General features: G+C 56.8%; 16 protein-coding genes and 1 pseudogene. 8 read left to right on the top strand and 9 right to left on the bottom strand.

What is annotated here, in order from left to right; all coding sequences use genetic code 11:
* Positions 1-16 precede the first annotated feature (16 nt).
* The 4 genes from ACGI6K_RS14725 to ACGI6K_RS14740 are packed head-to-tail and all read left to right on the top strand — an operon-like array spanning position 17 to position 4243.
* Positions 17-895: a hypothetical protein gene (locus ACGI6K_RS14725; protein ID WP_376946485.1), complete on the top strand. Its 879-nt coding sequence runs from the start codon at positions 17-19 to the stop codon at positions 893-895.
* Complete coding sequence (locus ACGI6K_RS14730; protein ID WP_376946487.1) at positions 892-1482, top strand: GspMb/PilO family protein; 591 nt, start codon at positions 892-894, stop codon at positions 1480-1482. Before ACGI6K_RS14725 ends, ACGI6K_RS14730 begins: the two co-directional genes overlap by 4 nt.
* Positions 1479-1988: a hypothetical protein gene (locus tag ACGI6K_RS14735; protein WP_376946489.1), complete on the top strand. Its 510-nt coding sequence runs from the start codon at positions 1479-1481 to the stop codon at positions 1986-1988. Before ACGI6K_RS14730 ends, ACGI6K_RS14735 begins: the two co-directional genes overlap by 4 nt.
* A complete protein-coding gene (locus tag ACGI6K_RS14740; protein ID WP_376946491.1) occupies positions 1985-4243 on the top strand; it encodes a hypothetical protein in 2259 nt (752 codons plus the stop codon). Before ACGI6K_RS14735 ends, ACGI6K_RS14740 begins: the two co-directional genes overlap by 4 nt.
* A 265-nt stretch (positions 4244-4508) precedes the next feature.
* On the opposite strand, the gene ACGI6K_RS14745 is transcribed toward ACGI6K_RS14740, so the two are convergent.
* Complete coding sequence (locus tag ACGI6K_RS14745; RefSeq protein ID WP_376946493.1) at positions 4509-4817, bottom strand: hypothetical protein; 309 nt, start codon at positions 4815-4817, stop codon at positions 4509-4511.
* A gap of 532 nt (positions 4818-5349) precedes the next feature.
* Here ACGI6K_RS14745 and ACGI6K_RS14750 point away from each other — a divergent pair.
* The 3 genes and pseudogenes from ACGI6K_RS14750 (at position 5350) to ACGI6K_RS14760 (ending at position 8692) form a co-directional block, all read left to right on the top strand.
* Positions 5350-6753 carry a hypothetical protein gene (locus ACGI6K_RS14750; protein WP_376946496.1) on the top strand — a complete coding sequence of 468 codons (1404 nt, stop codon included), beginning with the start codon at positions 5350-5352 and terminating at the stop codon, positions 6751-6753.
* A 433-nt stretch (positions 6754-7186) separates the two neighbouring features.
* A pseudogene (locus tag ACGI6K_RS14755) lies at positions 7187-7539 on the top strand (IS30 family transposase); the annotation flags it as partial.
* A 103-nt stretch (positions 7540-7642) separates the two neighbouring features.
* Positions 7643-8692, top strand: a complete 1050-nt coding sequence (locus tag ACGI6K_RS14760; protein WP_376946498.1) for an acyltransferase family protein — start codon at positions 7643-7645, stop codon at positions 8690-8692.
* A gap of 120 nt (positions 8693-8812) precedes the next feature.
* On the opposite strand, the gene ACGI6K_RS14765 is transcribed toward ACGI6K_RS14760, so the two are convergent.
* Positions 8813-9217, bottom strand: coding sequence for a transposase (locus ACGI6K_RS14765; protein ID WP_376946500.1), 405 nt, complete (start codon positions 9215-9217; stop codon positions 8813-8815).
* Between the two features lie 152 nt (positions 9218-9369).
* Between ACGI6K_RS14765 and ACGI6K_RS14770 the strand changes: the two genes are divergently transcribed.
* Positions 9370-10716, top strand: a complete 1347-nt coding sequence (locus ACGI6K_RS14770) for an IS701 family transposase (protein ID WP_394542954.1) — start codon at positions 9370-9372, stop codon at positions 10714-10716.
* A 188-nt stretch (positions 10717-10904) separates the two neighbouring features.
* Here the strand turns inward: ACGI6K_RS14770 and ACGI6K_RS14775 are convergent, their stop codons facing one another.
* The 7 genes from ACGI6K_RS14775 to ACGI6K_RS14805 form a co-directional block, all read right to left on the bottom strand.
* Positions 10905-11885: a lysylphosphatidylglycerol synthase transmembrane domain-containing protein gene (locus ACGI6K_RS14775; RefSeq protein WP_376949179.1), complete on the bottom strand. Its 981-nt coding sequence runs from the start codon at positions 11883-11885 to the stop codon at positions 10905-10907.
* A 557-nt stretch (positions 11886-12442) separates the two neighbouring features.
* Positions 12443-14053: a hypothetical protein gene (locus ACGI6K_RS14780; RefSeq protein WP_376949181.1), complete on the bottom strand. Its 1611-nt coding sequence runs from the start codon at positions 14051-14053 to the stop codon at positions 12443-12445.
* Positions 14054-14368: 315 nt separating this feature from the next.
* A complete protein-coding gene (locus ACGI6K_RS14785; protein WP_376949183.1) occupies positions 14369-16711 on the bottom strand; it encodes a hypothetical protein in 2343 nt (780 codons plus the stop codon).
* A gap of 245 nt (positions 16712-16956) precedes the next feature.
* Positions 16957-17697 carry an SDR family oxidoreductase gene (locus ACGI6K_RS14790; RefSeq protein WP_376949185.1) on the bottom strand — a complete coding sequence of 247 codons (741 nt, stop codon included), beginning with the start codon at positions 17695-17697 and terminating at the stop codon, positions 16957-16959.
* Positions 17694-19007, bottom strand: coding sequence for an FAD-binding protein (locus ACGI6K_RS14795; RefSeq protein ID WP_376949187.1), 1314 nt, complete (start codon positions 19005-19007; stop codon positions 17694-17696). The genes ACGI6K_RS14790 and ACGI6K_RS14795 overlap by 4 nt, the downstream gene beginning before the upstream one ends.
* Positions 19004-20461, bottom strand: coding sequence for a UbiA family prenyltransferase (locus ACGI6K_RS14800; RefSeq protein WP_376949189.1), 1458 nt, complete (start codon positions 20459-20461; stop codon positions 19004-19006). The genes ACGI6K_RS14795 and ACGI6K_RS14800 overlap by 4 nt, the downstream gene beginning before the upstream one ends.
* 343 nt (positions 20462-20804) lie before the next feature.
* Positions 20805-24677 carry a glycosyltransferase gene (locus tag ACGI6K_RS14805; RefSeq protein ID WP_394542957.1) on the bottom strand — a complete coding sequence of 1291 codons (3873 nt, stop codon included), beginning with the start codon at positions 24675-24677 and terminating at the stop codon, positions 20805-20807.
* Between the last annotated feature and the right edge of the window lie 2 nt (positions 24678-24679).

Raw genomic sequence — 24679 nt, forward strand, 5'->3', positions numbered from 1 at the left:
GCGTCCGCGCGTTCTATTGTCGCGCGGCCTGTGCCTGCACTTCAGCCTGAACTTCGACAAGATCCCCGCCGGCAAGCGCGACCAGGCCCTGCGCCAGCAGTTGCTGCTGCTTTCCCCTTTCGCCGAACCGGGATACTACGTCTGCTGGCAGGACGCACGCGCCCAACTGTGGATCTGGGACCGGGCAGCCCTGCGCCAGCGTCTGCCGGCCGGCGACCGTTACAGCACCCTGCCCGACTCCGCGCTCAGCCTGGACATTCCGCTGCACGAGGGCGAACGCCTGGTCGCCGGCCTGCACGGCCAGGAGTGGCAGCGCTGGCAGAACCGGCAATTGATCGACAGCCGCTGGCACGCCACTCCCGAGAGCGGCGATGACCTCCTGCGACTCGATCCGGTGCAACGTACCCCCCTGCAGGCCGCCGACCGCCAACTGCTCCAGCAACTCGCCTTCGTCGCCTGCACCGCGCTGCTACTCGCCGGTCTGCTATTGCAGGGTGGCGCCTGGCTGGATCTGAATCGGCAGCGGCACGACCTGCGCGAACAGCTCGCCGGTCTCGAAGAAGACAACCAGCTACAAACCCAGGCGCGCCGTCGCGCCTTGCAGGACCGCCAGCTCTGGCAGACCCGCCGGGATCTGCTGCAGGGCAGCCAGAGCGAGCTGATCGCCCGGCTCGGCCAGGCCCTGCCGTCCTCGGCCGGCCTCTGGCAACGCTACGACTACCAACCCAGCCGATTGCAGATCTTCCTGCGCGATCCCAGTCCCGACCCACGCGACTACGTCAAGCGCCTGGATGCCACCGGCCTGCTCGGCGGCGTACAGGTGCAGCCCGAAGCGCGCAACGACATGGTCACGCTCCAGGCCATCCCTCTGCCAGACAGGTCCGTCCGCCAATGAAGGAATGGTGGCAACAGGAATGGGCGAAAAGCCGCGCGCAACTGGCCGCCAATCCGCGCCTGCGCCTCGGGCTGATGGCCATCCCGCTGATCGCCCTGCTCTACCTGAATCTGCTGCTCGGCGACAGCCGCCACGAATTGCATGCCACCATCGCCGATCTCCACGCAGAACTGCTCGATGCCCGCCAACTGGCCAGCCAGGACGCCTGGGTCGAACGCCTGGAACAGGCCCGCGTGCAGCTCGAAGACCAGCGCAAGGCCCTGTTCGGCAGCGCCGACAGCGAAGCCTTCGCCCGCGCCGACATCCAGGCGAACGCCAAGGCCCTGCTCGAACGCCAGCGCCTGGAGCAGATCCGCATCGAGGTCTCCACCGCCGGCAAGGCCGATCCCGACAGCCGCCTGATCCCCCTGCAACTGCGCCTGGCCGGTAACGCCCAGGGCGAACAGCTCTACAACCTGATCGCCGCCATGGAGGCGGGCAGCCCCGGCTACCGCATCGACAGCCTCAACGTGCAGGCACAGCAGGGTAAGCACCTGGTTTTCTCGCTGATCGCTACCGTCTGGTACGCCCCTTGGAGTGCGCCGTGAAGCTCCGCCCTCTGCTGCCTATTCTCGCTCTGCTACCCGGCCTGCCACTGATCGGCTACCTGTGGCCGCTGCCCGACCCACTTGAGGCATCGGCCGGCGACGATCCCTGGAACTGGCCCGCGCCCCTCGAACGCCGGCAGCCCACCCTCCCCGCCGAGCTGGCCACCTTCTGGCCCGGCAGGACCCCGGCCGACCCGAAACAGGGCGCCGAAGTGGCGGCTGCCGGCAAGGGCACGCATCAGGCCTGGACCCTGATCGGCGTGATCGGCCAGGGCCGCCGCCATAGCGCCCTGCTCCAGGACCCGCAGCGCAATATCCGCACCCTGGCGCCTGGCGATGCGCTCGACGAACGGCGCCGGATCAGCCGCATCGAGGCGACTCGCCTGCATTGGCAGGACACCGATGGACAGACAGGGATGCTGCCCCTCTACCCCGACCCCATCGACGCCCCGACCGCCCCGGTGGACACCCCGCGGGCCACCGCAAACACCGAGACCCGCGAATGACTCGCCGTACACGTCCCGCATCGCCTGCCCGGCGCCTCCCGCGCCACTCCCTCGGCCCGCTCGCTTTGAGCCTGCTGCTGGCCGGTTGCGCCATCGACCCCAACCCGGAGCCCCTGCCCGGCCCGCTGCGCCCGCCGATGCGCCAGGAAGCCGGCGAAAGCACCCTGCGGGCCGAAGCGGCGCGAGGCGAACAGGCACCCAAGATCCCGCGCTTCCAGACGACGCCCGGCCAGCATCGCCAGCAGGGGCCGAGCTACGTCGTCGCCAGCGCCGACAAGCTCGGCCAGGACCTCACCGGCGAGCCGATCACCCTCAACCTGAACAACTTCCCGCTGCCGGCCTTCATCAACGAGGTATTCGGCAACCGCCTCGGCCTGTCCTTCGGCATCAGTCCGGAACTGCAGGGCAAGACCGACTTGATCTCCCTGCGCCTGAGCGAACCGCAGGCACCGGCCGACCTCTTCGCCACCGCCCGCTTCGTGCTCTCCGAATACGGCGTCGCCGTTACCGAACGCGAGGGCGTGCTGTTCTTCCAGTCCGCCCAGAACGCTCCCAACGACAGCCTGCCCCTGCTGGTCAGCGGTGGCGCCCTGCCCGAGGTGCCCATGTCGCACCGCCCCGTGTTCCAGCAGATCCCTATGCGCGTGGTGCGCAGCGACTCCATGGTCAATTGGCTCAAGGACATGTTCGCCGGCAGCAGCCTGAAGGTCAGTAGCGACCCGTTGAGCAATGCGGTGATGCTGCGCGGCCCCATCGACCTGATCCGCCAGGCCAGCCAGGCCATCGAGCTGTTCGACCAGCCGGCCCTCAAGGGTAGCCATAGCCTGGCCATCAGCCCCGTCTACGCCTCGGCCGACGAACTCGGCACGGCGCTGGTCAAGGTGCTCCAAGCCGAGGGCTACGACGTATCGGAAACCCCGCCGCTCGGCGGCGTCACCGTGCTCAAGTTCAAGGGATTGCAGCGCCTGATCGTCTTCGCCGCCGATCCGGCGATCCTCGCCACCGCCCGCCAGTGGGTCGAGCTGCTCGACCGCCAGAGCCAGGAACAGGTGGAGAGCGGCCTGTTCCTCTACCAGGTACGCAACACTCAGGCCGCCGGCATCGCCAGCATGCTCGGCGCCCTAGGCTACAGCGCGACCATCCCGGACACCGGCCTCAACACCAGCAACACCGTCACCCCCACCGGCGCTTCCACCGGCGAAAGCCTGGCCACCAGCGGACCGACCCGCAGCGTCACCGGCACCGGCGCGAACGCCCGCGCCAGCGCTCCGACCAGCATCGCCGGCAACCCCGAACAGGGCAGCGTGGTGGTCGACGCCAACCGCAACGCCATCATCTACAAGGGCAGCGGCCAGGAATGGCTGAAGCTGCGCCCGCTTCTCGAAGAACTGGACCGTCCGGTGCCTTCGGTGATGATCGACGTGCTGCTCGCCGAGGTAAACCTCAACGACAAAGAAGGCCTCGGCATCGACTGGCAAAACATCACCGGCAGCCTCGGCAGCAAGCAACTGATCTTCGGCACCGCCAACGGCATAGGTTCGAGCGGCCTAAACATCAGCGCCCTGAACAGCGCAGGGCAGACCAAGGCCACCCTCAACGCCTTCTACGACAACAACCAGGCGGTGATCCGCTCCAGCCCCAAGCTGCTGGTGCGCAGCGGCGAGGAAGCGACCATCGAGGTCGGCAACGAAATTCCGGTGGTCACCGGCACCACCCAGTCCACCGACACCGAAAATGCGCCCATCACCCAGACCGTGCAGTACCGCAAGACCGGCGTGCTGCTCAACATCAAGCCCACCGTGCAGGCCAGCGGCGTGGTCGACCTGAAGATCAGTCAGGAGCTTTCCGAAAGCACCGATACCGGCACCGGCGACACCCTCACCCCGATCATCAACAACCGCCGGGTGGAAACCGCCCTCACCCTGCGCGACGGTGGCTCGGTGATGCTCGCCGGACTGATCTCCAGCAACAAGGGCAAGGGCGACAACGGCGTGCCGCTGCTCGGCGACATTCCCTGGATCGGCAATCTGTTCAAGTCGCAGAGCAATAGCGAGGCGCGCACCGAACTGATCGTGATGATCATCCCCTACGTCATCCGCGACTTCGACGAGGCCCAGGACCTCAGCCGCACCTACCGCGAGCAGTTGTCGCTGAACAACAGCGACAGTCTCGAACGCCGCGGCGATCATCGCCTGCCGCCGGCCTATGCGCCCCATGCCACGGAAGCCCCGCCGGCCCCCGCGCATCGCCCTTGAATCTGACGGCGCCGACGTGCATGCGTAGGAGCGAATCGCTCCTGTGGGCACAGGCCGTATCTGCCCTATAGAAGCGGATTCATCCGTGATCGCGAATGAATCCGTCCTCCAGCTAACTTGTTCACAGTCACACCGCCTCCCATAGCGGATAGCCCACCAGTTTCGGGATCAACTCGACACGCTGGGGATTGGCGACAACATCGCTGCAGGTCGTCATTCCAGCGCATGGCGCGATCATGATAAGCACATTGCCGGAGCCGGCCGCTCAAGCCGAACTTCCAGGTGATGGCCTAGGCGCTGCGAGCCTTGCTCCCTTGAGAAGGGTGGCCAGCGAACCGCTACGCAACACCAGCAACCGCCGCGGACAGTCCGGCACGATCACCCCGGCGAGCGATTCGACCAGCGAATCCCTTTCGCTCAGGCGCATTTCGTCGACCAGCAGACGCCCGGCGCCGAAATGCCGAAAGACCGGCTTGCGGCCTCGAGTGACAGTGGTGACCAGGTAAGGCCGCCCCGGCTCGGAAAAACGCCCGCGCCGCGGATCGGCGGCATGTGGAAATCCGCTATCCGGCATTCCATTGCCTCGGTCGCCACGGATCGATGCCTCGATCGACACTACCAGCCTACAGATCATCAGCCCCCGCAGAAGCGAACCCGTTCGCGATTGCTTTTACCCGCCCCAGCCAGGAGCCTGCCTCCGCCACCTCGCAAGAATGGCATTTTGGTTTAATTTGATGACACTATTCTGTCTTAATCCGTACAAAACGCCTGCCCACCATCACACCTCAAAATCGGGGCTGCCCTGGCTCGATCTGGCGAAATGATACGAAAAACCACGAATATCGCGCCTTTTACCTACCATCCGGCAGCGATCCAGGCCATTGACCCAAGGCAATTCCTAACTCTAATTCATAACAAAATGCTAGATGCATACTTGCACTTTCATAACTATTGGCTACTATCGCCTGCGGTTACCTCTGTACAGAGACCCGCCTGGCTGGCCAGCTAGCCGCCCATCCGGAAAGGGCACGGCAGGAGCAGGCCCCGGTGTAAAGGACCAGCCCGATAACCTTCGGGCCACCACGTTTATTTGGAGTCACTCCGTAATGATGAAAAAATCCCTGCTCGCCCTGGCTGTTGCCGCTCTGAGCGCTAATGCTTTCGCTATAGACGTCGACTACACCGTCACCCCGCTCGTTCCAAACAGAATCCCGAACGAGCTGACTTTCAGCAACACTATAACCACCAATGACGCGCTGACTTGGGAACTGGGTACAGATATTGCGAGCTCTGAAACGCGCTATATCCGTATCTCGCTGAACAATGGTAACCTCTTCTCTGCTGCCCCTACTTTGGCAATTGATGGTACTGCTTTCAGCACAATCGTGGCTGGTGGCGCTAATGAAAGCTACGTGGTTTTCGAAGTGACGGGTGCAACACTTACTTCCAGCGATGACGTAGTACTTACTCTGGGCAACCTGATTCTGACTAGTAAAGCAGATGTAACCGCTGCCTTCAGTGTTTACGGTCAGGCACAGTCAGCTGTGGAGGGAAATGATTCGTACAAGCTCTATAGCAAGGCAGCGGCTCCTTATATCGTTTTCGTACCGGGCCTGATTGCCGGTACCGACGCTGCGGCCACTACTCAGAAAATTATCGACGTTGCAGCTACTCCGACCGCCACTAAGTTCACTAACAGCACGACTTCCGCCACTATCGGTGGGACCAGCAGAGGCATACGTGTTGCGCTGAACGAAACGTTGCAAAAATACGATACTGCTTCGAGCGTTGTTCTTTCTGATCTTACCGGTACCGCCAGCAAAGTAGTCGTTACTGGTGATTTCAGCGCAGCTAAAACCGCAGCGGGCGCATTCGATTTGAGCAAAGTTGAATTGAATGGCGTTCCTGCAACTGCAGTTACTGAAAAGACTGCTACGTTTGATTTTGATGGAACAACTGAGCTTGGTTCCTCCTCAAGCTATGATGAACTGGAATACTCCGTCGACGGTACCACGGTCATCGTTCCAGCAACTTATACTGCCGAGCTGAAAGTTGGCGCAGCGAGCGGCTCGAGCCTCGCTAACACCACCATCAGCCTTGGCAAAGTGGGCGAACTGGCCAAGAACGGAAGTACTGCCTATGTCGACCTGGCCCTGAATCCCGCTGGAGCCTTCGCGAACTATATCCGCATTACTAACAAGACCAACGTTACAGGCAATGTCTATCTGACCCTGTTCAACGACGCAGGCAAATCGGTCAGTTTCCCGCTGTCCGCCATTGAAGGCCAAAGCGCCTCCTTGGAAGCACAGGCTTCGACTGCTCAGATCATAATCGGTCAGGTCTACGCCGCGGCCCAGGCCACTGACCCCACCTTCGCGGTAGCTCAAGGTCGCAACAAGCTGCGTCTAGTTGTGGATGGCGAGTTCGCTGGCTCCAACGAGGATATATCCGGCATCAGCGTACAGTCTTACAGCGTTGCCAAGGATGGCAACAGCTTCAACACTTTCTAAGCTTCGCTTGAGCGTGTTCTAGCCGAATGGAAAGGGCAGCCCCTAAGAAAAGGAGCTGCCCTTTTCGCTTCCTCGCCCCTCCCAGGCAAGGCAACCCGAATCATCGTACCGACAGGGCAATCACATAAGGCATTTGCCCAATATTGAACCGGCGAAATGGATGCGCCCCTGGAGAACCGAGAGAGCAGTCTGATAGTGCATGGGTAAAAGCGAACTCGTTTGCGATGCTTTTACCGATGCACTATCGCCAGTTCGATTTCCACTCTTCCTCTTCATTCGATCGGCTTGGCCGGAAGGAGGCATCATGGCGCGTCAAACCGGGCGGCGGCAAAATCCGAGTGCAATACCTGACAGTTTCTATAGGGTATTGCCATGTCTTAACGAACCACGATCCAGATCGGTATTACCCGCCTGCTGAACCGTAGCCCTTCCACTATCCAGCGCGGCGCTGAACCGCATGCCGCCGGGATACGCAAGAGCATGACCTACGACCAGGGGCGAGAGAGGGTGCGGCATGCCGAGATCACCCAAAAGACCGGGGTGGCGATCTATTTCCATGATCCGCACAGCCCCAGACAGCGCGGCAGCAAAAAGAACATCAACGGCCTGATCCGCCAGTATCTGCCCAAAGGCACGGACCTATCGATCTATAGCCAGGAGCAGTTGAATGCGGTCGCCTATGAGCTGAATATCCGACCGCGCAAACGCTTCGACTTCAAGTGCCCGATCGAAGTAATGACGCAAGTACTGGCTTTGCATCATGCTGCGCCTGCTTCAATCCAGTAACCGTGTTGCACTCAACTTCTGCAACCGCCCCGTTTTCGGTATATAAACCTTGCTTCCTCGGAACCCTCACAGCAAATTCGCAATTTATAATGTTGAAAATAGCATGCCCGCCGCTCCACCATCTTTCTCCCCACTACCTGCCGCCGACGGCACACGTGGCCTAGCCTGTCTGATCGTTTTGATCGTGCATAGCACTAGCTTCCACTGGCCAAGAATGTCTCCTATGCTTTCCGGCGGCGGCAAGTACGGGGTCTGGCTGTTCTTCGTGCTCAGCGCTTTCCTGCTCACTCTTCGCCTGCAACAGCGCGGTTTCAGTGCCGTCAGCCTGCTCGATTACGCCCTTGGTCGCATCCTGCGCATCCTGCCGCTGTTCACCCTGGCATGCCTGCTCTACTACTGGGCTGGCGTGGGCATTCAAAATACCGACCAATTACATGCCGCTCTGACTTTCGAACAAGGTTTTATCCATCTCTGGACCATTCCGGTGGAGTTCAAGTTCTACTTGCTACTCCCTCCTTTGGCTTGGGCCGGGCTATGCTTGAAACGCCGCCTCGGCAACGCCGCCGTACTGCTCGCCGGCATTGCCCTGCTGGTTCTGCAGCAATCCATCTGGCCTTACTGGCAAACACCGGAAAACTCGACGGATACTCGCTGGTATTTGCCTTCGTTCCTGTTCGGAATTCTCGCAGCTCTGCTGCTGCCATACCTTCGCAGCTTGCCCCGTACACGCCTGGCCACGCCTTTCGCTCTATTCACTTTACTCGTCCTGCTACTGGCTTTACCCGGCAGCCGCCTGTGGCTATTCAACACACCATTGAGCGGTGAGCTGCTGGATAAGCATCTGTATCTTGGCCTGATGTGGGCATGCTTCACTGGCTTGCTACTGGAAGGCCATGGCCTCGTCGGCCGCCTGCTCTGCAGTCGCCCGCTGGCCTTTCTCGGTATCGTCAGTTACTCCACCTACCTGTTCCACTGGCTGATACTGACGACGCTTGCCGGGCATTGGCCAGGGCACATGGCTACCTTTCTGATCGGTATCTTCCTGTCCATCGTCGTGGGAGCCGCCGGCCACTATCTAGCCGAACGACCTCTAGAAAACTTGCGCAAACGATTAATGGCGCAAATACGGAAACCACGATATCTGCGGCAATAGGGCACTTCTAAAAACCCAGTTTTTGAGTTGAATACAAGGCGTGTGTATGTGGCTGGCGCCGAAATGACACCCGTCGCAACGGGTGCAATGCAGGCCGAAGAAGCCGGCCTGCTGTCATCCTCATACCATCTCCAACAGGCCCGACATCCTTTTTAAGTTGTACACCGCCGATTCGATCGTCAAACCTAACTGCGCGCGTGCCAACCCGATGCTGCGGATCGTCTTTGCGTACATTCGTGCCAGGCTGGCAAATATGTGCTCGACCCGAGCGCGTGGGCTGGCGATGCGCTTGTTGCGTGCCTTGTCCCACTCTGCGATAGGTTTGGCTTGCCCTTTGCGCTGAATGTGCGGACGCCATCCATCGAGCTTGAGCCAGTGTTCGCGAGGCTTGTCGTGATAACCACGGTCAGCCCGGAAGTCCCGGTTGCTGTTACCCCGACCCAATACATTGACCAAATGCAACGTGTCCGCCTCGCTGGCATCGCGCACCCGCACGTTACGGGTCAGTTTGTACCGGCGATCCACGCTGCCTGCCAGCCTGTAGCCGAAGTACGATTTTTCGTCCAGCGCGCCTCGACATCCTTTTGCCGGCGCTTAGTCTTACTATGTCATAGAAAATCAAGGAGAATACGTTCATCCCAACAGCCGATTGGATTCCACGAGAGAACGGATAACGGATGGAACAGCGCTTCGAAGCTTACCTCGATCATCTGTGCGATTCCCTGGGCCACGTGGACCGGCATGAAGGTCTGCGTGGGTATTGCCAGGGATTGATGTTGCCGCTGGCACGAAAGAGCGTCGAGCCGCTGGCCGCAGCAGTCGATCCCCATGCCGTGCGGGCACGCCACCAGTCACTGCATCATTTCGTCGCCAAATCCGACTGGTCGGACGAGGGATTGCTCGAGCGTGTGCGGACCTGGGTGGAGCCGGCGCTGCTGCGCGAGGGCGGCACCGAGTGCTACTGGATCGTCGACGACACGGGCTTTCCGAAGCAGGGCAAGCACTCGGTCGGTGTGGCGCGCCAGTACTGTGGCCAACTGGGCAAGCGGGACAATTGCCAGATTGCCGTGAGTCTGACGCTGGCTACCCAGAGGGCGAGTCTTCCCATGGCCTGGCGGCTGTATCTGCCCGAGGATTGGGCGGCGGATACGGCGCGGCGCACCCGGGCCGGTGTGCCGGAAGGGATTGGATTCCAGACCAAGCCCACGATTGCACTGGAACAGCTCAAGGCCGCCCTGACTGCCGGGATTGCGCGGGGTCCTGTGTTGGCCGATGCCGGCTACGGCAACGATACGGGGTTTCGCGATGGGCTGACCGAGTTGGGGCTGGTCTACGCCGTCGGCGTGCAGGGAACGACGAGCGTCTGGCCGGAAGGCAAGGCGCCTCTGCCCCCGGAACCGTGGAAGGGCGTGGGACGCAAACCCCGACTGCGGCGGCGGGATGCCGAACATCGGCCGGTCAGCGTGAAGGCGCTGGCGCTCGGCCTGCCGGCCAGTGCTTATCGTACCGTCACCTGGCGGCAGGGCAGCAACACGGCACTGTCCGGTCGCTTTGCCGCAGTTCGGGTGCGGGCGGCACATCGTGACCAGCAGCGGACGGCCATACGCGACGAAGAATGGTTGCTCATCGAGTGGCCCGAGGGGCAGTGGGAACCGGAAAAATACGTCCTGTCGACCCTGCCCGCGGACACCTCTCTCGAACGGCTCGTTGCCGTGACCAGGATGCGCTGGCGCATCGAGCGCGATTACCAGGAACTAAAGCAGGAATTCGGTCTTGCCCATTATGAAGGGCGCGGCTGGCGTGGCTTTCACCATCATGCCTCCCTGTGCATTGCCGCCTATGGCTTTCTGGTGGCCGAGCGCCTGCGTCATCCTGACACCCCAAAAAACGCCACACTCCGCCCGCCATCTGCCTTACCCCGAGAGTACGTTCCGCGGGGCCGCTCAGCGGCCCCAGCGTCATCAACCCAACGCGATCACGACCTTGCGCTGGCTGATCGCCCAGCGCCTGGCGAGCCGTCTTGATCGTTGTCCGTGCTGCGGACGGAAAAATAGCGAGCAGATGAACGTTTAGCCTTATGACACAGTAAGATTAGCAGGTTCCCATTCGACGGGCGCTGCTCGCTGCTTCACGATTTCCTGTTCTTCAGCCGTATTGTGCTGGGTTGGAGCGCGGACGATGTTGGTATCGATGATCTGCCCTTCGCGTACGATCAACCGCCCAAACCACCGGATTGGAAAGGGCTTTTCGCCTCCTTCTGAAACCCAATCAGATGAACGACCCCGATCCCCACGGCAAACCACAAGGTCGCCAGCCGGATCAGCACGGTCGCTGCTACGGCATCCGCATTGGCCATGCCTTTCCACACCAGCAATGCGACCATCACTGCCTCCGCGCTACCCAATCCACCGGGCATGAAACTCAATGCCCCCGCCAGCATGGAAATGGCATAGACGAACATGGCGAACTCCAGAGAGATATCGGCGCCCATCCAGCCCAGTATCCAGTAGAAGGCCAGCGCTTCTGCCCCCCAGGCCAATAGGCTTGACAAGGTCGCGCCTAGTAACACCCCTGGTTGGTGGCAACGCTGGGCCTCCAGTAGCACATGGAACAAATGACGGACCAACCGGGATAATTTGCCACCACTCTCCGGTATTGAGGTTGTCAGCTTCTCAATTAGCCTACGCCGGGACAGCAACGTGAAGCCGACCGCCACCAGCACGACACCGACCAAGATCATGGGACGCGCATCCGGATACAGCGTCAGCCCGAACAGCGCCAGCAGCACCACGGCGAACAAGTCGGACAGCCGCTCGCTGAAAAACGCAGCAAAACTCTGTGGATAGGGGACTCCCCAGGGTTTGAGCAGTACCCCACGAAGAGCTTCGCCCGCCTTGCCCGGTGTAGTAGTCAGGGCGAAACCTGCCAGGTAGATCCTCAGGCTCGGCCACCAGGGCAGCGCATGGCCGAAAGCCGCGAGGTAAGACTGCCAGCGCAGGAAGCGCAAGGCATAGTTGAGCGTCGACATCAGCAACGCCATGGCAATGCCGAAGATACCAACCCTAGCCACGGCATTGCCGACCTCCTGCCAGCCACCCCATAGGGAAAAGGCCAGGTAGCCGAGCACCGAGCAGACGACAGAAAGGATGACTGCACGGTAACGCCAGCCGGACAGATGGAAAACTTCGGTCACAGGACTAGCCTCCTGAAGATAGGCCAATGAATGGTGCGGATGATCTACGTAATGGATAGCCGGAAACCTTGGCCTTAGCGGGTATTTGCCAGAGGCTCGATCCCCAGGAAAATATGTTACGCCACCTGTTCCTATATGGCGGGGATAGTCCCCGGATCATCAAGGTTTCGACGAAACCCGACTCGACGACAGCGACCAGTCCCCCGGCCCCGGACAATCGGACGGGCTCCCTCTCGCAAAAGACAAAAACCACCGCCTTTGCGATGCGATACAGGCAATTGGAAAACTGCCCACCTAAATAGCTAGGTATCCGAGCCAGAAGGGCGATGATAGAGGGCACCTCTAAAAACGTAGGCGAGGCAGTCAGCGCAAGGCAAAAACAGGCGAAAAAGCGGAGTTTACGCACTGTAAATGAGCATTTTGAGCCTGTTTTTAACGCAGCGATGACCACGCAGGTAGTTTTTAGAGGTGCTCTAGAGGGAGTATCCTTGGCGAGCCAATGTAGGTCACAAACTGCCATAATGGCCGAAGCGACATCGGGTAGAGCAATCCTTGAGTCACTCATCCCCCCCTCCCAGGCAATAGATATTTATTTCTTCCAAGCGGACCGTGGATGGTAATTCTGCAGGATCGAAGCGTACATAAGTATCATCGCCATAATAGGGGAAGGCAAAATGAATCTTGACCTTACCCGCAGGATAATATCGGCGAATAGAATTCGCCTCGGAAAAACCCGTATTCCTGAGCCAAAAGAGCTGTGTCCAGCCGGCAATCGTTCTGTCAATTTTAATTTCCATGCCAACATGTTTAGCGTGCTTGCACAGGATTTTCTCAGAAAACTCGAATTGAGGATCATTTCCGAAAAACTTATAAGAATACCCAGCCTCCTCGCTTAACCCGGCCTCATCGTGTGCACGCACATTGGCAAGCCCATAATCGTAGCCTTGAGACTCCTCCTTGACAGGACGGGAATCAAGAACATGCCAACCCGGATAAAGTGGCAAACTCGGGCTTATCGGAATAACCACGCTATCGGCAACCTTAGAAAAAGCCGCGAAAGAAGAAAATTCGTATCCTTTACGCTCAAAGAACGAGAAGCCATGAAAACAGATAAAAACCATTAACAGAGCAAAGGCAGCACAAGCTTTCAAGGAATCCTTGAAAACTAGAAATGGCAATAAAAAGAGTATCCCATATGTGGAAACGAAATATCTTGCCCCACTACCAAGTGGCGTCAAGCTCAGCGGGTTTTGTCTGTTCAACCATAAACCGGCAAAATAAAACAAACCAGCAGCGACGATTAGCAGGAGCACTTCGACAACTAAATCTTGACGCTCTGCAAAATATCTTCTAACAAAAAAAACCACCCCCGAGACACCAAAACACCAGAAAATTACTGGAAACCAGAACCTCTCCCCACCAAAAAATAGAAAAATATTGAGCGCCCCGAACCAACTATATAAATCCCTATCCGCTTGAATACCCTCGCCTCTCCCGGACCCTATCAAAAAATAAATCTGCACGAGCACACAGCAAAAGAAGATCGCATGGGGCAGCATGTCGACCTTGAATCTTTTAAGAGCTATCCGAAAAAAAACCAGGGGAGCCAAAATTATGGAAAAAGGCCCGGTCAGAGACAAAACAAATACAAGACAACACTCACCAATACTTTTAGCTCCACCATTCAGCAGCAAAAGAAACGTAAGCGCTATGGACAGATACCATTGTGCATTGGTGACATTAAAAAATGTCTCGCTCGTAGATGGCTGCAACCCGACCAGAATGACACCCAGAAAGCAGAAAGGTAAACTGACGCCTTGGGCATGCAGCCTTGTCACGACAAGACTCGCCATTAAAAAATAGCCGAGAACCCAGCCCATGAACATGACCAAAGGCGCACTTGCTAACCCAAGGACGGATGCCAGAAATGCGAACAATCTGGGCCATAAATGCAGATAGCCCGCGTATGGCTCGAATATGGAACCGATTCCAAGAGATAGGGCCTGATTCAAAAAAATCGAGCCATCCTCTGCCCATAAAGTATTCTCGACCCCAGGCAAACCTTTTGCCCTCAAGCCGATTACAAGCAGCGTAGCCGCCAAGGCATAACACAAGGGGCGCCATCTATCCCCCTCCCAGGCTCTCGTAATTTTTTTCACCTTTATCACGAAACTCTTCCAGTCAAATATTCATTTTTTATAAATGCCAACAGGTATCAGCCGACATGATCAAAGCCCAGCCCCCTGGGAACACCATGTATTAGCTCGCTTCCTGGACAGCACGTTTAGCCACTCGTTCGGACTTGGCCACCAAGACCGAAGGTGATTGAAGCCATTGCATCGTCGGTGAATCGGTGAAGCCTGGCTTGATGATCTTGACATGCACGCCCACCTTGAACAAACGGACATAGGACTACCGAAACTTTGAGTTTTGAACTGCTTGGCCAGCATAATTATAAGACGCCTCATATCGAGATCCCGAATTTATTGACTGGCTACCTGATTTCTGATTTCCACTTCATTACTGAATTGTGGACAGCGTATAAGCTTGCCATTTTGCCTCAAACCAAGGCCAAGCTTATAATGTCCAGACAGGCCGCGCACATCAATGACTGCACTATAACCAGCCCGAGCCATACTTGGAACCTTGAAGTGGTCAGCCAAATCGGGGCGTTCATATATCACTGCTTCTGCTTCCAACACATCCGATCCAGAGGTAAGAAGAATCACAGTTTCGGTCTTCTCAGGAAATCCATCGGTGCTAACGGTATTCCAACCTTGTACGGAAAGAACCTCCTTGACATAAGCAGTTTCGGGCTTTGCCAGAGCACCATTTATCCTATCGATCACGCCGGTACACTGGCCTGGCTGCGGCTCAACGGTACGGCTAGGCAACGACAGGCCCAACAATTGTAAGACATGACTTTTACGTTCAGTTTCAAACCCATAGAATTTTACCTCAAAGTCTTGCCTCCAGCCCAAACCAAGACCTTTCTGAGGACGTACCATGACTTCCACAACACGCTTGCCATCGAGAAGATCAGCACCAGCGTACAGACTCATGAAGTCTCTGCTGCTCTCTACGAGCGGGGATATCAAAAACGGCGTTTGAGTCATTCCAGAAATGATTCGATACTCATTGGTCTGACCATCCGAAAATTTGACCCGAGCTATAAGGTACGATGGCTTGAACAAAGTCGATATGATTCGACCCAAAACATTTGGCCTGATCGAAAGTGTAATGTAGACCTGCCCATCAAAAGTGGGTATCTGGAAGGCCTCTTCCATCCGAGCAGATACGTCGCCAATTGGCGTGAGTATTGGTAGCCTATCGCTCTCACGAAGAAGAACCACTCGATTGTCAACCATGCTCGCCGGAGCATACATGGTGAAAATGAATGGCCAGCTCAGGCCGTCCTCTAGAGTCGGTAGCCTTCCATCAATTGGTTCAATAGCGAAAACAAGATTATCGGGTGCGCTCTCGCCTTTTAGATGGTCGGCATTCATCCGCAACAAAGCTGGTGTATATGCAGAATAACTTTGGAAAACCGGCCGTGGATTCCACTTTGAACCGGATGCGAGAAGTATAGTCTGACCATGGGAGTAAATATCGGTCGTACCGGCGAGCCTAGGAAGTTTGGCCGACTCGGAGAGTCTCACCAGAATTTCCTTATACTCTCTCTCAAATTTCGTCGGGTCGGCGATTCGTGTGGAAATACCACTCACCGCACTATTTAACCGACTGAATGCCTGTGAAAGCAGTTGCATAGGGTCCATGGTCGTATTGGCTCCCAGCACTATTCCCCCAGCCAAAAAAGGAACAACTATAGTCCCAAGTCTTTTCGACGCCTGCATGAAAGGGCCGGTAACAAGCGCAGCCATGATAAGCGCAAGACCACTCATCATTGCGTGACCGTCATCCCGTACAAATCCAGCCTTAAAGGTTAGAAAAAGATAAGCCGAGCATACGACAATGATCGCAAAAGCAAATAATCCGCCTACGGAGCGATTTTTCCACAGCCCCCACAAAAGTACCAATGCGCCAACCATGAATATTATTGGAAAGATCAGCCCATTATAAGTATTCATCGCCTCCGTATAACCAGTGACGATAGGCAGAGAATTAATAAAATATCCTACAAAACCATCAATACCCTGCCCAAAACCAACCCATGCCAAAATACAAACAAAAAACGGGATAACAGCGGACAGCACCGCCAATACATAGTTACTTTTATAAACCAAAACAACAAAATTAATAAATATGCAAAAAGCGCAAATCGCAACAAAGCTCAGCTTGACTATCGGTAAGACCCCGATCACTGGAACGCAGAACAGAAACAAAGCGAGCTTTTTCTTTGACACTCCCTCCCCATCCAATTCGGCCGATATCAACCCAAGAGTCGTCAGCACTGGAATCAGCATCAGGAAGGCGTCTTTGGGAAAACCAAACAGCAAAATAACGAGCCCACCGAATAGCATGGGCAGCGCCTGCATCCTGTAAAAAAATAAAGAATAAACTCCCACAAAGAAGGAAAGCACTACATAAAGAGCAATGAGAACATATGCCGCGTCATAATTGGCCGAATAGAATTGAGTATAAACATTGGACAGCGGTCCAAAAGTAAAGACCACATCCCTTCCTATACTTAGAGCATTATCCGTCACATAACTCATTCCAAGAGCCCATGACGGATCGAGAGCGTTCAATGGCATTCCTGGATAGAAAGGCACATACAATAGAACTGCCCCAACAAAGAACAAAGTACAAGCAAAAACCCAAATCAAGCGCATATACATACCCGGCTGTCCATCCAGTTGGCTCATGCAACCGTTCCTAAGCTAACCTCTAAATCGTAGCCATCTATGACAGGCAACGATACATTACTCCCTGAAGTGCCATACATCTCATACGACCGGGAATATTTCGCAAACCATGCTACGACTTGTATCTACCCAGGCGAAATCGAACATAATTAAACCAATAGCTCGTCTTTTCAGCCCAGGCGAGTCTCAACCAAATAAAGCTCACACTGCACTCGAATCCGCCAATCGATGTTTTCGGCTCCATTTTAGAGATTTATTCTTTTAAAAATACCAATAGGTATCAGCCGAATAATCAGCATGATCAAGGCCCAGAACCCAGGGGTGTACAGGGTATTGGCCCTGCACTCCAACCCTTTAACGATACGTCTAGCAACTTGCTCAGGTTTGGCTACCAAAGCCGCAGGCAACTGAAGCCCCTGCGTCATCGGCGTATCAACGAACCCAGGCTTGATGGTCATGACATGTACGCCTACCTTGAACAAACGAGCACGCAAGCCCTCACAGAAGGTGGAAACCGCGGCTTTCGCAGTGCCATACAGATAATTGGAAGGACGACCACGATCCCCCGCCACGGAAGAAATCACCGCCAGACTTCCGCAATGCTGCTCTTCGAAATGGTTGGCCAGCACAGTGAGCAGGGCAATGACCGAAGTGCCATTGTTGGCGAATTCGCGCAAGGCAACGCCGACATCCTGTTCGCAGGATTTCTGATCCGGCAAGCTGCCATGAGCGATCAGAGCTATATCGATCTGTTGCAGGATCGCCAGGCAGTGCTCCAGCATGGCGGGATGTGCTGCGTAGTCGGTGGCGTCCATGTTGTGGCAGGTTACTCGGCAGGCGCCTCGTGCCTCGATATCGGCTGCGGTCTGCTCCAGTTTTTCACCGTTGCGGGCGACCAGGAAGAACTCACTTCCTTGTGCGGCCCATAGGCGCGCGCAAGCCGTAGCGATGGCGGAGGTGGCGCCAACGATCAGAATCTTTTTCATGCGATGACTCTTTTCCAGAAACGGGAAATAAGAAATGGGTCGCGCAAGGCTTCCAGGCGTTCCCACGCCGGGTAAGCTTGTCGGAAGTCACTTCCGCTCATGTGTGCATCCTTGGCGGGATACAGGCGTCCACCCGCTTCGCGCACGATGGCATCGAGACGCGCGAAAAGTACTTCCAGGTCGGCCGTCTGCGGAAAATCCAGGGCCAGCGAGGTGCCTGGCAACGGAAAGGACAGAACCCCCGCCGAAGCGACGTCGCCACAGCGCTTGAGTACCGCAAGGAAGGAGCCCTGCCCTGAATCGGCGATGGCTCCGAGTATCTCGCGCATGGCCGGTTTGGCCACGGCCTCGGGAACGATGCATTGATATTGCTGGAAACCCTTGCGGCCATAGATGCGGTTCCAGTGTAGGACGCGATCCAGGGGGTAGAAGAACGGCTCGTAGTCGACTCTCTGCCGGGTACGCCTGCCCGGATGTCGTCGCCAGTACATTTCGTTGAAGGCGCGCAGTGAAAGTTTATTGATCAGGGAAACCGGCGGCGTCAGAGGTACACGCAACTTCGAGCGTTCGCTCATCGCCAGCGTCCCGTATTGGGCGTGGTCACCGACCATGAATACACCTCGCCCGGTCTTGTTGCCTTTTGCCAGGCAGTCGATCCAGGCCACACTGTATTCGTGCTGGTGGTCCAGCTCAGCCGATAGGGCGAAGAATTCGTCCAGGTTTTCGAAGCGCACCAGAGTGCTGTCAATCTGGCTGGAACGGATTGGTATCAGTTGGATTTCTACCCAGGTGATCACGCCGGTCAGCCCCAGCCCGCCGATAGAGGCAGCGTAAAGGTCGGAATTTTCGGTGGGCGAACAGGTCAGTGGTTCCTGGCCGTGACGCAACAAACCAAAACGACGTACATGATTGCCGAATGTGCCACGCAGGTGATGGTTCTTGCCATGGACATCGTTGCCGATGGCTCCTCCCAGGGTCACGAACTGGGTTCCGGGGGTCACCGAAAGAAACCAGCCTTTGGGGATCGATAGCGCCAGAATCTCGGCCAGCGTGACGCCAGCTTCGGCCAGCACCGTGCCTTCGTTCCAATCGACCTTGAGAAAACGCCCCAGAGTACGCATGTACAACACCTGATCGCTAGCCGCCAGGCAGCTATCGCCATAGCTGCGACCGTTACCGTAAGGCAGTGTGCTGCCATGGGCATCCGCGACCCGCCTCATCAGTTCAGGCATGTCGCATTCCCAGCCACAGGAATGCGCGACTTGCGACACGTCGGGATAACGTCCCCAGGAATGCAGACCAAGTTTCATGCTGCCCCCCAGAAAACAAGGCAGAACAACATGCCGACCACAAGGCTCGCCCGGTCTTTCACCGCGAACACCACGGGGTCATCGTGCATCTCGCCACGGTGGGCCAGCATCCAGACGCGACTTACCCAGAACAACAACAAAGGGCAGGCCAGCCACATCACATGTGGATGGGCATAAAGCCTAATGGTGGTCTGATCGTGGATATAGAGCGCAAGAACCATCACAGCCAGATAACCGGCAGCGGCTCCAAGCGAGGAAATCATTTCCAGATCGCTGGGATAGTAACCGCGCCCACGGGTTTTTTCGGTTCGACCTTTCTTCTTTGCCTCATGCAGTTCCGCATAACGCTTGACCAGGGCGAGGCTGAGAAAGATGAACATGGAAAAAGCCAGCATCCAGAACGTCATCTCCAGCCCGAAAGCCATCGCGCCAGCGATTATGCGTATGGTATAGAGCAGTGCCAGGGCAATCACATCGACCGCCATGTAGCGTTTCAACGCTAATGAATAGGCCAGGGTCAGAACATAGTAGATGCCAAGTGCGCCTGTGAATTGCCAGGGCAATAACCATAGGGCACCAGTGAAGGCTGTGAGCAGAAGAACGGGAAAGGCGACCAGACCGGATTTGATCGACAACCTCCCCGCTGCGAACGGACGATTGCGCTTGGAATGATGATGACGATCATCCGCCAGATCGAGCAAATCGTTGAGCAAGTAAACGCTAGATGCGCATAAGCCAAAGAGTAGGAAAGCCAGAATGCCATTCCAGAGCAACGCTGGATTGGTCAATTGATGCGCAGCCAGCAGGGGAACGAAGACTAATACATTCTTCGCCCACTGGTGGAGGCGCAACGCCCTTGCCCAGTCCCTGAGCCCGACGGAATCGGACTTGATGACCTGCTCGACGTTTCCCAAAGCCTTGGCCTGCTTCTCCACGTCTTTTTCGGGATCGACGACATAGGATCTCCGGGCTCCCTCCCATATGTGCAGATCGTCCCTGGAATTACCAACGTAATCGAACCCCCCTGGGCCGAAATGCTTCACCAGAAGATCGTGCTTGCAGCGTGCGGAAAGATTCCGCTCGGAGTCTGTCGCCAGCACCATATCGAACAGTTTCAAGTGATCGGCAATACGCTCGGCCAATGAATGATGGCTGGCCGTCGCCAGAACGATGCTGCGACCTTCTTGCCGTGCCGCATCGATCAGATCGATCACCTGCTGGTTGTAGGGCAACACGCTTACATCTATATCGGCGACATGGGCAAGATTTTGCTTCAACGCCGGCTTACCCTGGGCGAGCCAAACAAAAGGCTGATAAAACCTGAATGGCCTTTTGCGCAGAAAAGCCATTCCGGTTTCATACAACAGGTCCGAGCAAAGCAGGGTTCCGTCGAGATCGACACATAATGGAACGGATGCACTACCCTTAATCGTATTGACCGAGACGCCACTCATAAAACATCCCGCCCACGAGTAAATATAATCGGCCTCATCGGAACCATATGAATCAACCCCATAAAAAATACACGTTGGTCTGTCATTTAGCCTCCTTGCAGTCGCGCAAATGGCATATCCGCTGGGTAACTCGTAGCAACAGCACAACACTCCATTTTGCAGCTCATTACTTCCCTCGCCGCGACAGGCGATGCCCGCGTGGTCTGGCGAAAATACCCTTTGCGAACAATCATCGAACGCTTCTGAACCTGACTTCAAAACAGCAAGGCCAGGGCCTGTCATCAAATGGTGGCCAAGGGCCGGAAACCGTAGGCTGTACAAGCCGTGGCAAAAAACGATTGTTTTAGCCAGAGATCTGCACGTTTAGCGATCTAGTAGGCTTCTTTTCTCTGGGGGGCCACGCCAGGCTGAAATCGTCGTATTCAAGCGTAAGGTTCGGGTTATAGGCATAATCGTTTCGAAGATCGGGCCAGCGCGACTGCATGTACTGCACTTCCTGTATGAAACGCTTCTGTTTCTCCGGGGTGTCTTCGAAACCTCGGGTGGCCGACTCGTGGTGGTACAACTCGGCATAAGGCGTCCAGACGTTGACATAGCCGGCCTCCTGCACACGCAGACAGAGATCCACGTCGTTGAAAGCCACTTTCAGGTTGACCTCATCCAATCCCTGGACCTGTTCGAAGATCGTCTTGCGGATTATCAGACAGGCTGCGGTCACAGCCGAAAGCTCCTGTGTCAACACTGCCCGACCGAAGTAACCATGATCTCCCTTGCCCAGAAACTTGTGGGCATGTCCCGCTACGCCAAGAACCCCGACGATGACCCCACCATGCTGAAGACGGTCATCTGGATACCATAGCCGGGCGCCCACAGCTCCTACGTTTGGCTGCAGAGCGATGGAAACCATTTCGTCAAGCCACTCCGGCGTAATCACTTCGATATCGTTGTTGATCAGCCCGATCAGTTCGCCGCGTGCTTGGCGAACGGCCGCATTGTTGAGGGCCGAATAATTGAAGGGGCCGTCGTCGCGAATCACCCGGATATTGGGCTGACTCGCTATCTCAGCAAAATACTCCAGCGCCTGTGGATCGTCGGAGCCGTTGTCGATCAGAATGATCTCGTAAGCCGGGTAGGTCGTCAGTGTCCGGATGCTGTCGATGCACTGCTTGACCAACCCATAGGCATTACGGGTGGGGATGATCAGGCTGACGAGCGGACATTTGGCCGGCAAATCGTAATGGGTTCGGTACATGTTGATGGGTAACAATTCGGTCTTTCCGGCTATGCCCATGCGCTGTAGATGTTCGTCCAGTGCCCTGAGGCCAGCCAGCGCGGCATAGGGTTTTTCGTCACCGGCCATCGCAGTGCTTCCGGAATGTACCCGCCAGTGGTAGAGCACCTTGGGAATATGGATGATCTGCGAGGCATCGAGCCTTTCGGTACAGCGCAGGGCCAAATCATAATCCTGCGATCCTTCGAACCCGACCCTGAACCGGCCGACCTCGTCAATGAGGTCGCGTCGATATACTCCCAGATGACTGATCATATTGTGCGAACGGAACAGATACTGGTTCCAATCCGGCTTGAAGTAGGGTGCACTGCGGCGTCCCTCGATGTCGATCTTGTCTTCGTCGGAGTAGATCAGTGCTGCATCGGGATTTTCCAGAACTGCGCGGGCTACCCAATACAACGCATGTTCGGGCAACAAATCGTCGTTATCCATCAGTGCAACGTATTCGCCGGTGGCAATATCCAAAGCGGAGTTCGTGGCACGGGAAATATGGCCATTTTCCTCGCGGTAAACCACTTTGATGCGATCATCGGTTTTTTCCAGAACCCGCAAATAATCGCAGACCTGCGGATCGCTCGACGCATCGTCGGCGATACAAAGCTCCCACTCGGGATACAGTTGCCGTCTGATACTGTCCACCGCCTGCCGAAGCAGATCGAGTGGCGGATTGTAGACTGGCATAACGACCGAAATCAGCGGCTTGCGGTGCCACTGCTCCATCTCCCCACAGATGCGTGCCCGAACCTTGTCATCCAAAGTATCGTAACGGCGAACCCATTCCGCATAATCGTTACGATCGACCGTGACCGTCGTTCCGACGGGACCGTCCAAGGCCAGCAACGGTTGGAGCGACTGCCCGCCTGAACGAACAATGCGGACCCCCCGGCGTAGCCCCGCCACACCTTCCCGGCGGTACAGGTTGATCGCCTTGCACAGGGTAAGCCTGACACCTCCGCCATGCCGGATGGCTCTGGGAACGAGTGTCACTATTCCCAGCATGCGCGACACTTGGGCTTTCACCCAACGCAACGGCGCGCACAGACGCCAACTGTTCGAATTATGCAGGGCATCTATCGCGGCCTGCCGGATCGAAATCTGCAGGTCTCGCTCTGCTACAGCCTGATTCAGCCCAGCTATATGCTCATCCCGCTCGGCAACCGCGCCGTTCAGGCCATGGATCTGGGTATCCCGCTCGGCAAGGGCTTCGTTCAAGCCGGCAATCAGTTCATCCCGCTCGGCAACCGCACCGTTCAGGCCATGGATCTGGGTATCCCGCTCGGCAACCGCACCGTTCAGGCCATGGATCTGGGTATCCCGCTCGGCAAAGGCTTCATTCAAGCCGGCAATCAGTTCATCCCGCTCGGCAACCGCGCCGTTCAGGCCATGGATCTGGGTATCCCGCTCGGCAAGGGCTTCGTTCAAGCCAGCAATCAGTTCATCCCGCTCGGCAACCGCGCCGTTCAGGCCATGGATCTGGGTATCCCGCTCGGCAAGGGCTTCGTTCAAGCCAGCAATCAGTTCATCCCGCTCGGCAACCGCGCCGTTCAGGCCATGGATCTGGGTATCCCGCTCGGCAAGGGCTTCGTTCAAGCCGGCAATCAGTGCATCCCGCTCGGCAGCCGCGCCGTTCAGGCCATGGATCTGGGTATCCCGCTCGGCAAGGGCTTCGTTCAAGCCGGCAATCAGTGCATCCCGCTCGGCAGCCGCGCCGTTCAGGCCATGGATCTGGGTATCCCGCTCGGCAAGGGCTTCGTTCAAGCCGGCAATCAGTGCATCCCGCTCGGCAGCCGCGCCGTTCAGGCCATGGATCTGGGTATCCCGCTCGGCAAGGGCTTCGTTCAAGCCGGCAATCAGTGCATCCCGCTCGGCAGCCGCGCTGTTCAGGCCATGGATCTGGGTATCCCGCTCGGCAAGGGCTTCGTTCAAGCCGGCAATCAGTGCATCCCGCTCGGCAGCCGCGCTGTTCAGGCCATGGATCTGGGTATCCCGCTCGGCAAGGGCTTCATTTAATCTAGCAATCTTGCTTTCCCACACTATCTGCCGGTCGGCAATGCTCGATTCAGTCCAGTCGAGATACTGCAACAGCGGGTAGGTTTGCCGGAATACCTCTGCCACTCCTGTCACTTGTACGTCCAATTCCGTGGCATCGGGTGCCAACTGGTCGGTCGCCATCGCCTGTAACAGCAGATAAAGATCCATGACCTGCGGTGAAGCCGCCTTGTCCAGACGCAGGTCGTCCATAGCAAAGCGGCTATGACGAAGACCTTCCTCCAGAAAATTTTCCTTGAACTCGGTAAAAGCTTTACTCTTCGCATCGAATTTAAGATTCAATGCCTGCGCTATCCGTTGCAACTGGATAGCAGGCTCTGTCATGAGCAGGTCGTAGTCGACAACCAGCCGGGGATGATTCTGCGTTCCCACCAGGCTCGCCAACATATACTCCAGCCACAATTGGTAGGCCTTTTCCAAAGCGAAACCGTCGCGCTTGGCCAGCGAACGAGCCACGCTCATGGGATGACGGCAAGCGATCATGTAACTGACTTTAATATCCAGATGGGCAAAGATATCTGTCCAGAACGGCAGCAGCCTAGCAATCCGGGGGTCCTTCAGGCCAAAAGTCTCAACGCCGGACAACTTTTCCCTCAACAATTGCACGGCACGAAGCTTGAAAGTGTCGAGAACCGTTGACTTCAAGTGCTCTGGCAGCAGGGGGGCCAGGGTGTGCCAACTCTGGCCTAGGGCCGCTAGTAACTCTACGTTAAGCGCATTGATATCCATATCCTCCCAGAAACCCTTTTCATTATCGGATTTTGCCGGGAGTAGCCGCGTACCGAGCTGAACGCCCAGCACCTGAAGGCCCCGCGTGATTACGGAAGTGCCACTTCGGTGCATACCCAGTACAACGATTATATTTTTCTGCTTCATAC

The organism is Azorhizophilus paspali (assembly GCF_043587585.2).
Taxonomy (GTDB): Bacteria; Pseudomonadota; Gammaproteobacteria; order Pseudomonadales; family Pseudomonadaceae; genus Azotobacter; species Azotobacter paspali.

Excerpts from the sequence above, each read along its gene's own strand:
- ACGI6K_RS14730 (WP_376946487.1), top strand. The coding sequence starts at position 892 with ATGAAGGAATGGTGGCAACAGGAATGGGCGAAAAGCCGCGCGCAACTG.
- ACGI6K_RS14740 (WP_376946491.1), top strand. The coding sequence starts at position 1,985 with ATGACTCGCCGTACACGTCCCGCATCGCCTGCCCGGCGCCTCCCGCGC.
- ACGI6K_RS14745 (WP_376946493.1), bottom strand. The coding sequence starts at position 4,817 with ATGCCGGATAGCGGATTTCCACATGCCGCCGATCCGCGGCGCGGGCGT.
- ACGI6K_RS14750 (WP_376946496.1), top strand. The coding sequence starts at position 5,350 with ATGATGAAAAAATCCCTGCTCGCCCTGGCTGTTGCCGCTCTGAGCGCT.
- ACGI6K_RS14760 (WP_376946498.1), top strand. The coding sequence starts at position 7,643 with ATGCCCGCCGCTCCACCATCTTTCTCCCCACTACCTGCCGCCGACGGC.
- ACGI6K_RS14770 (WP_394542954.1), top strand. The coding sequence starts at position 9,370 with ATGGAACAGCGCTTCGAAGCTTACCTCGATCATCTGTGCGATTCCCTG.
- ACGI6K_RS14785 (WP_376949183.1), bottom strand. The coding sequence starts at position 16,711 with ATGAGCCAACTGGATGGACAGCCGGGTATGTATATGCGCTTGATTTGG.
- ACGI6K_RS14790 (WP_376949185.1), bottom strand. The coding sequence starts at position 17,697 with ATGAAAAAGATTCTGATCGTTGGCGCCACCTCCGCCATCGCTACGGCT.
- ACGI6K_RS14795 (WP_376949187.1), bottom strand. The coding sequence starts at position 19,007 with ATGAAACTTGGTCTGCATTCCTGGGGACGTTATCCCGACGTGTCGCAA.
- ACGI6K_RS14800 (WP_376949189.1), bottom strand. The coding sequence starts at position 20,461 with ATGAGTGGCGTCTCGGTCAATACGATTAAGGGTAGTGCATCCGTTCCA.
- ACGI6K_RS14805 (WP_394542957.1), bottom strand. The coding sequence starts at position 24,677 with ATGAAGCAGAAAAATATAATCGTTGTACTGGGTATGCACCGAAGTGGC.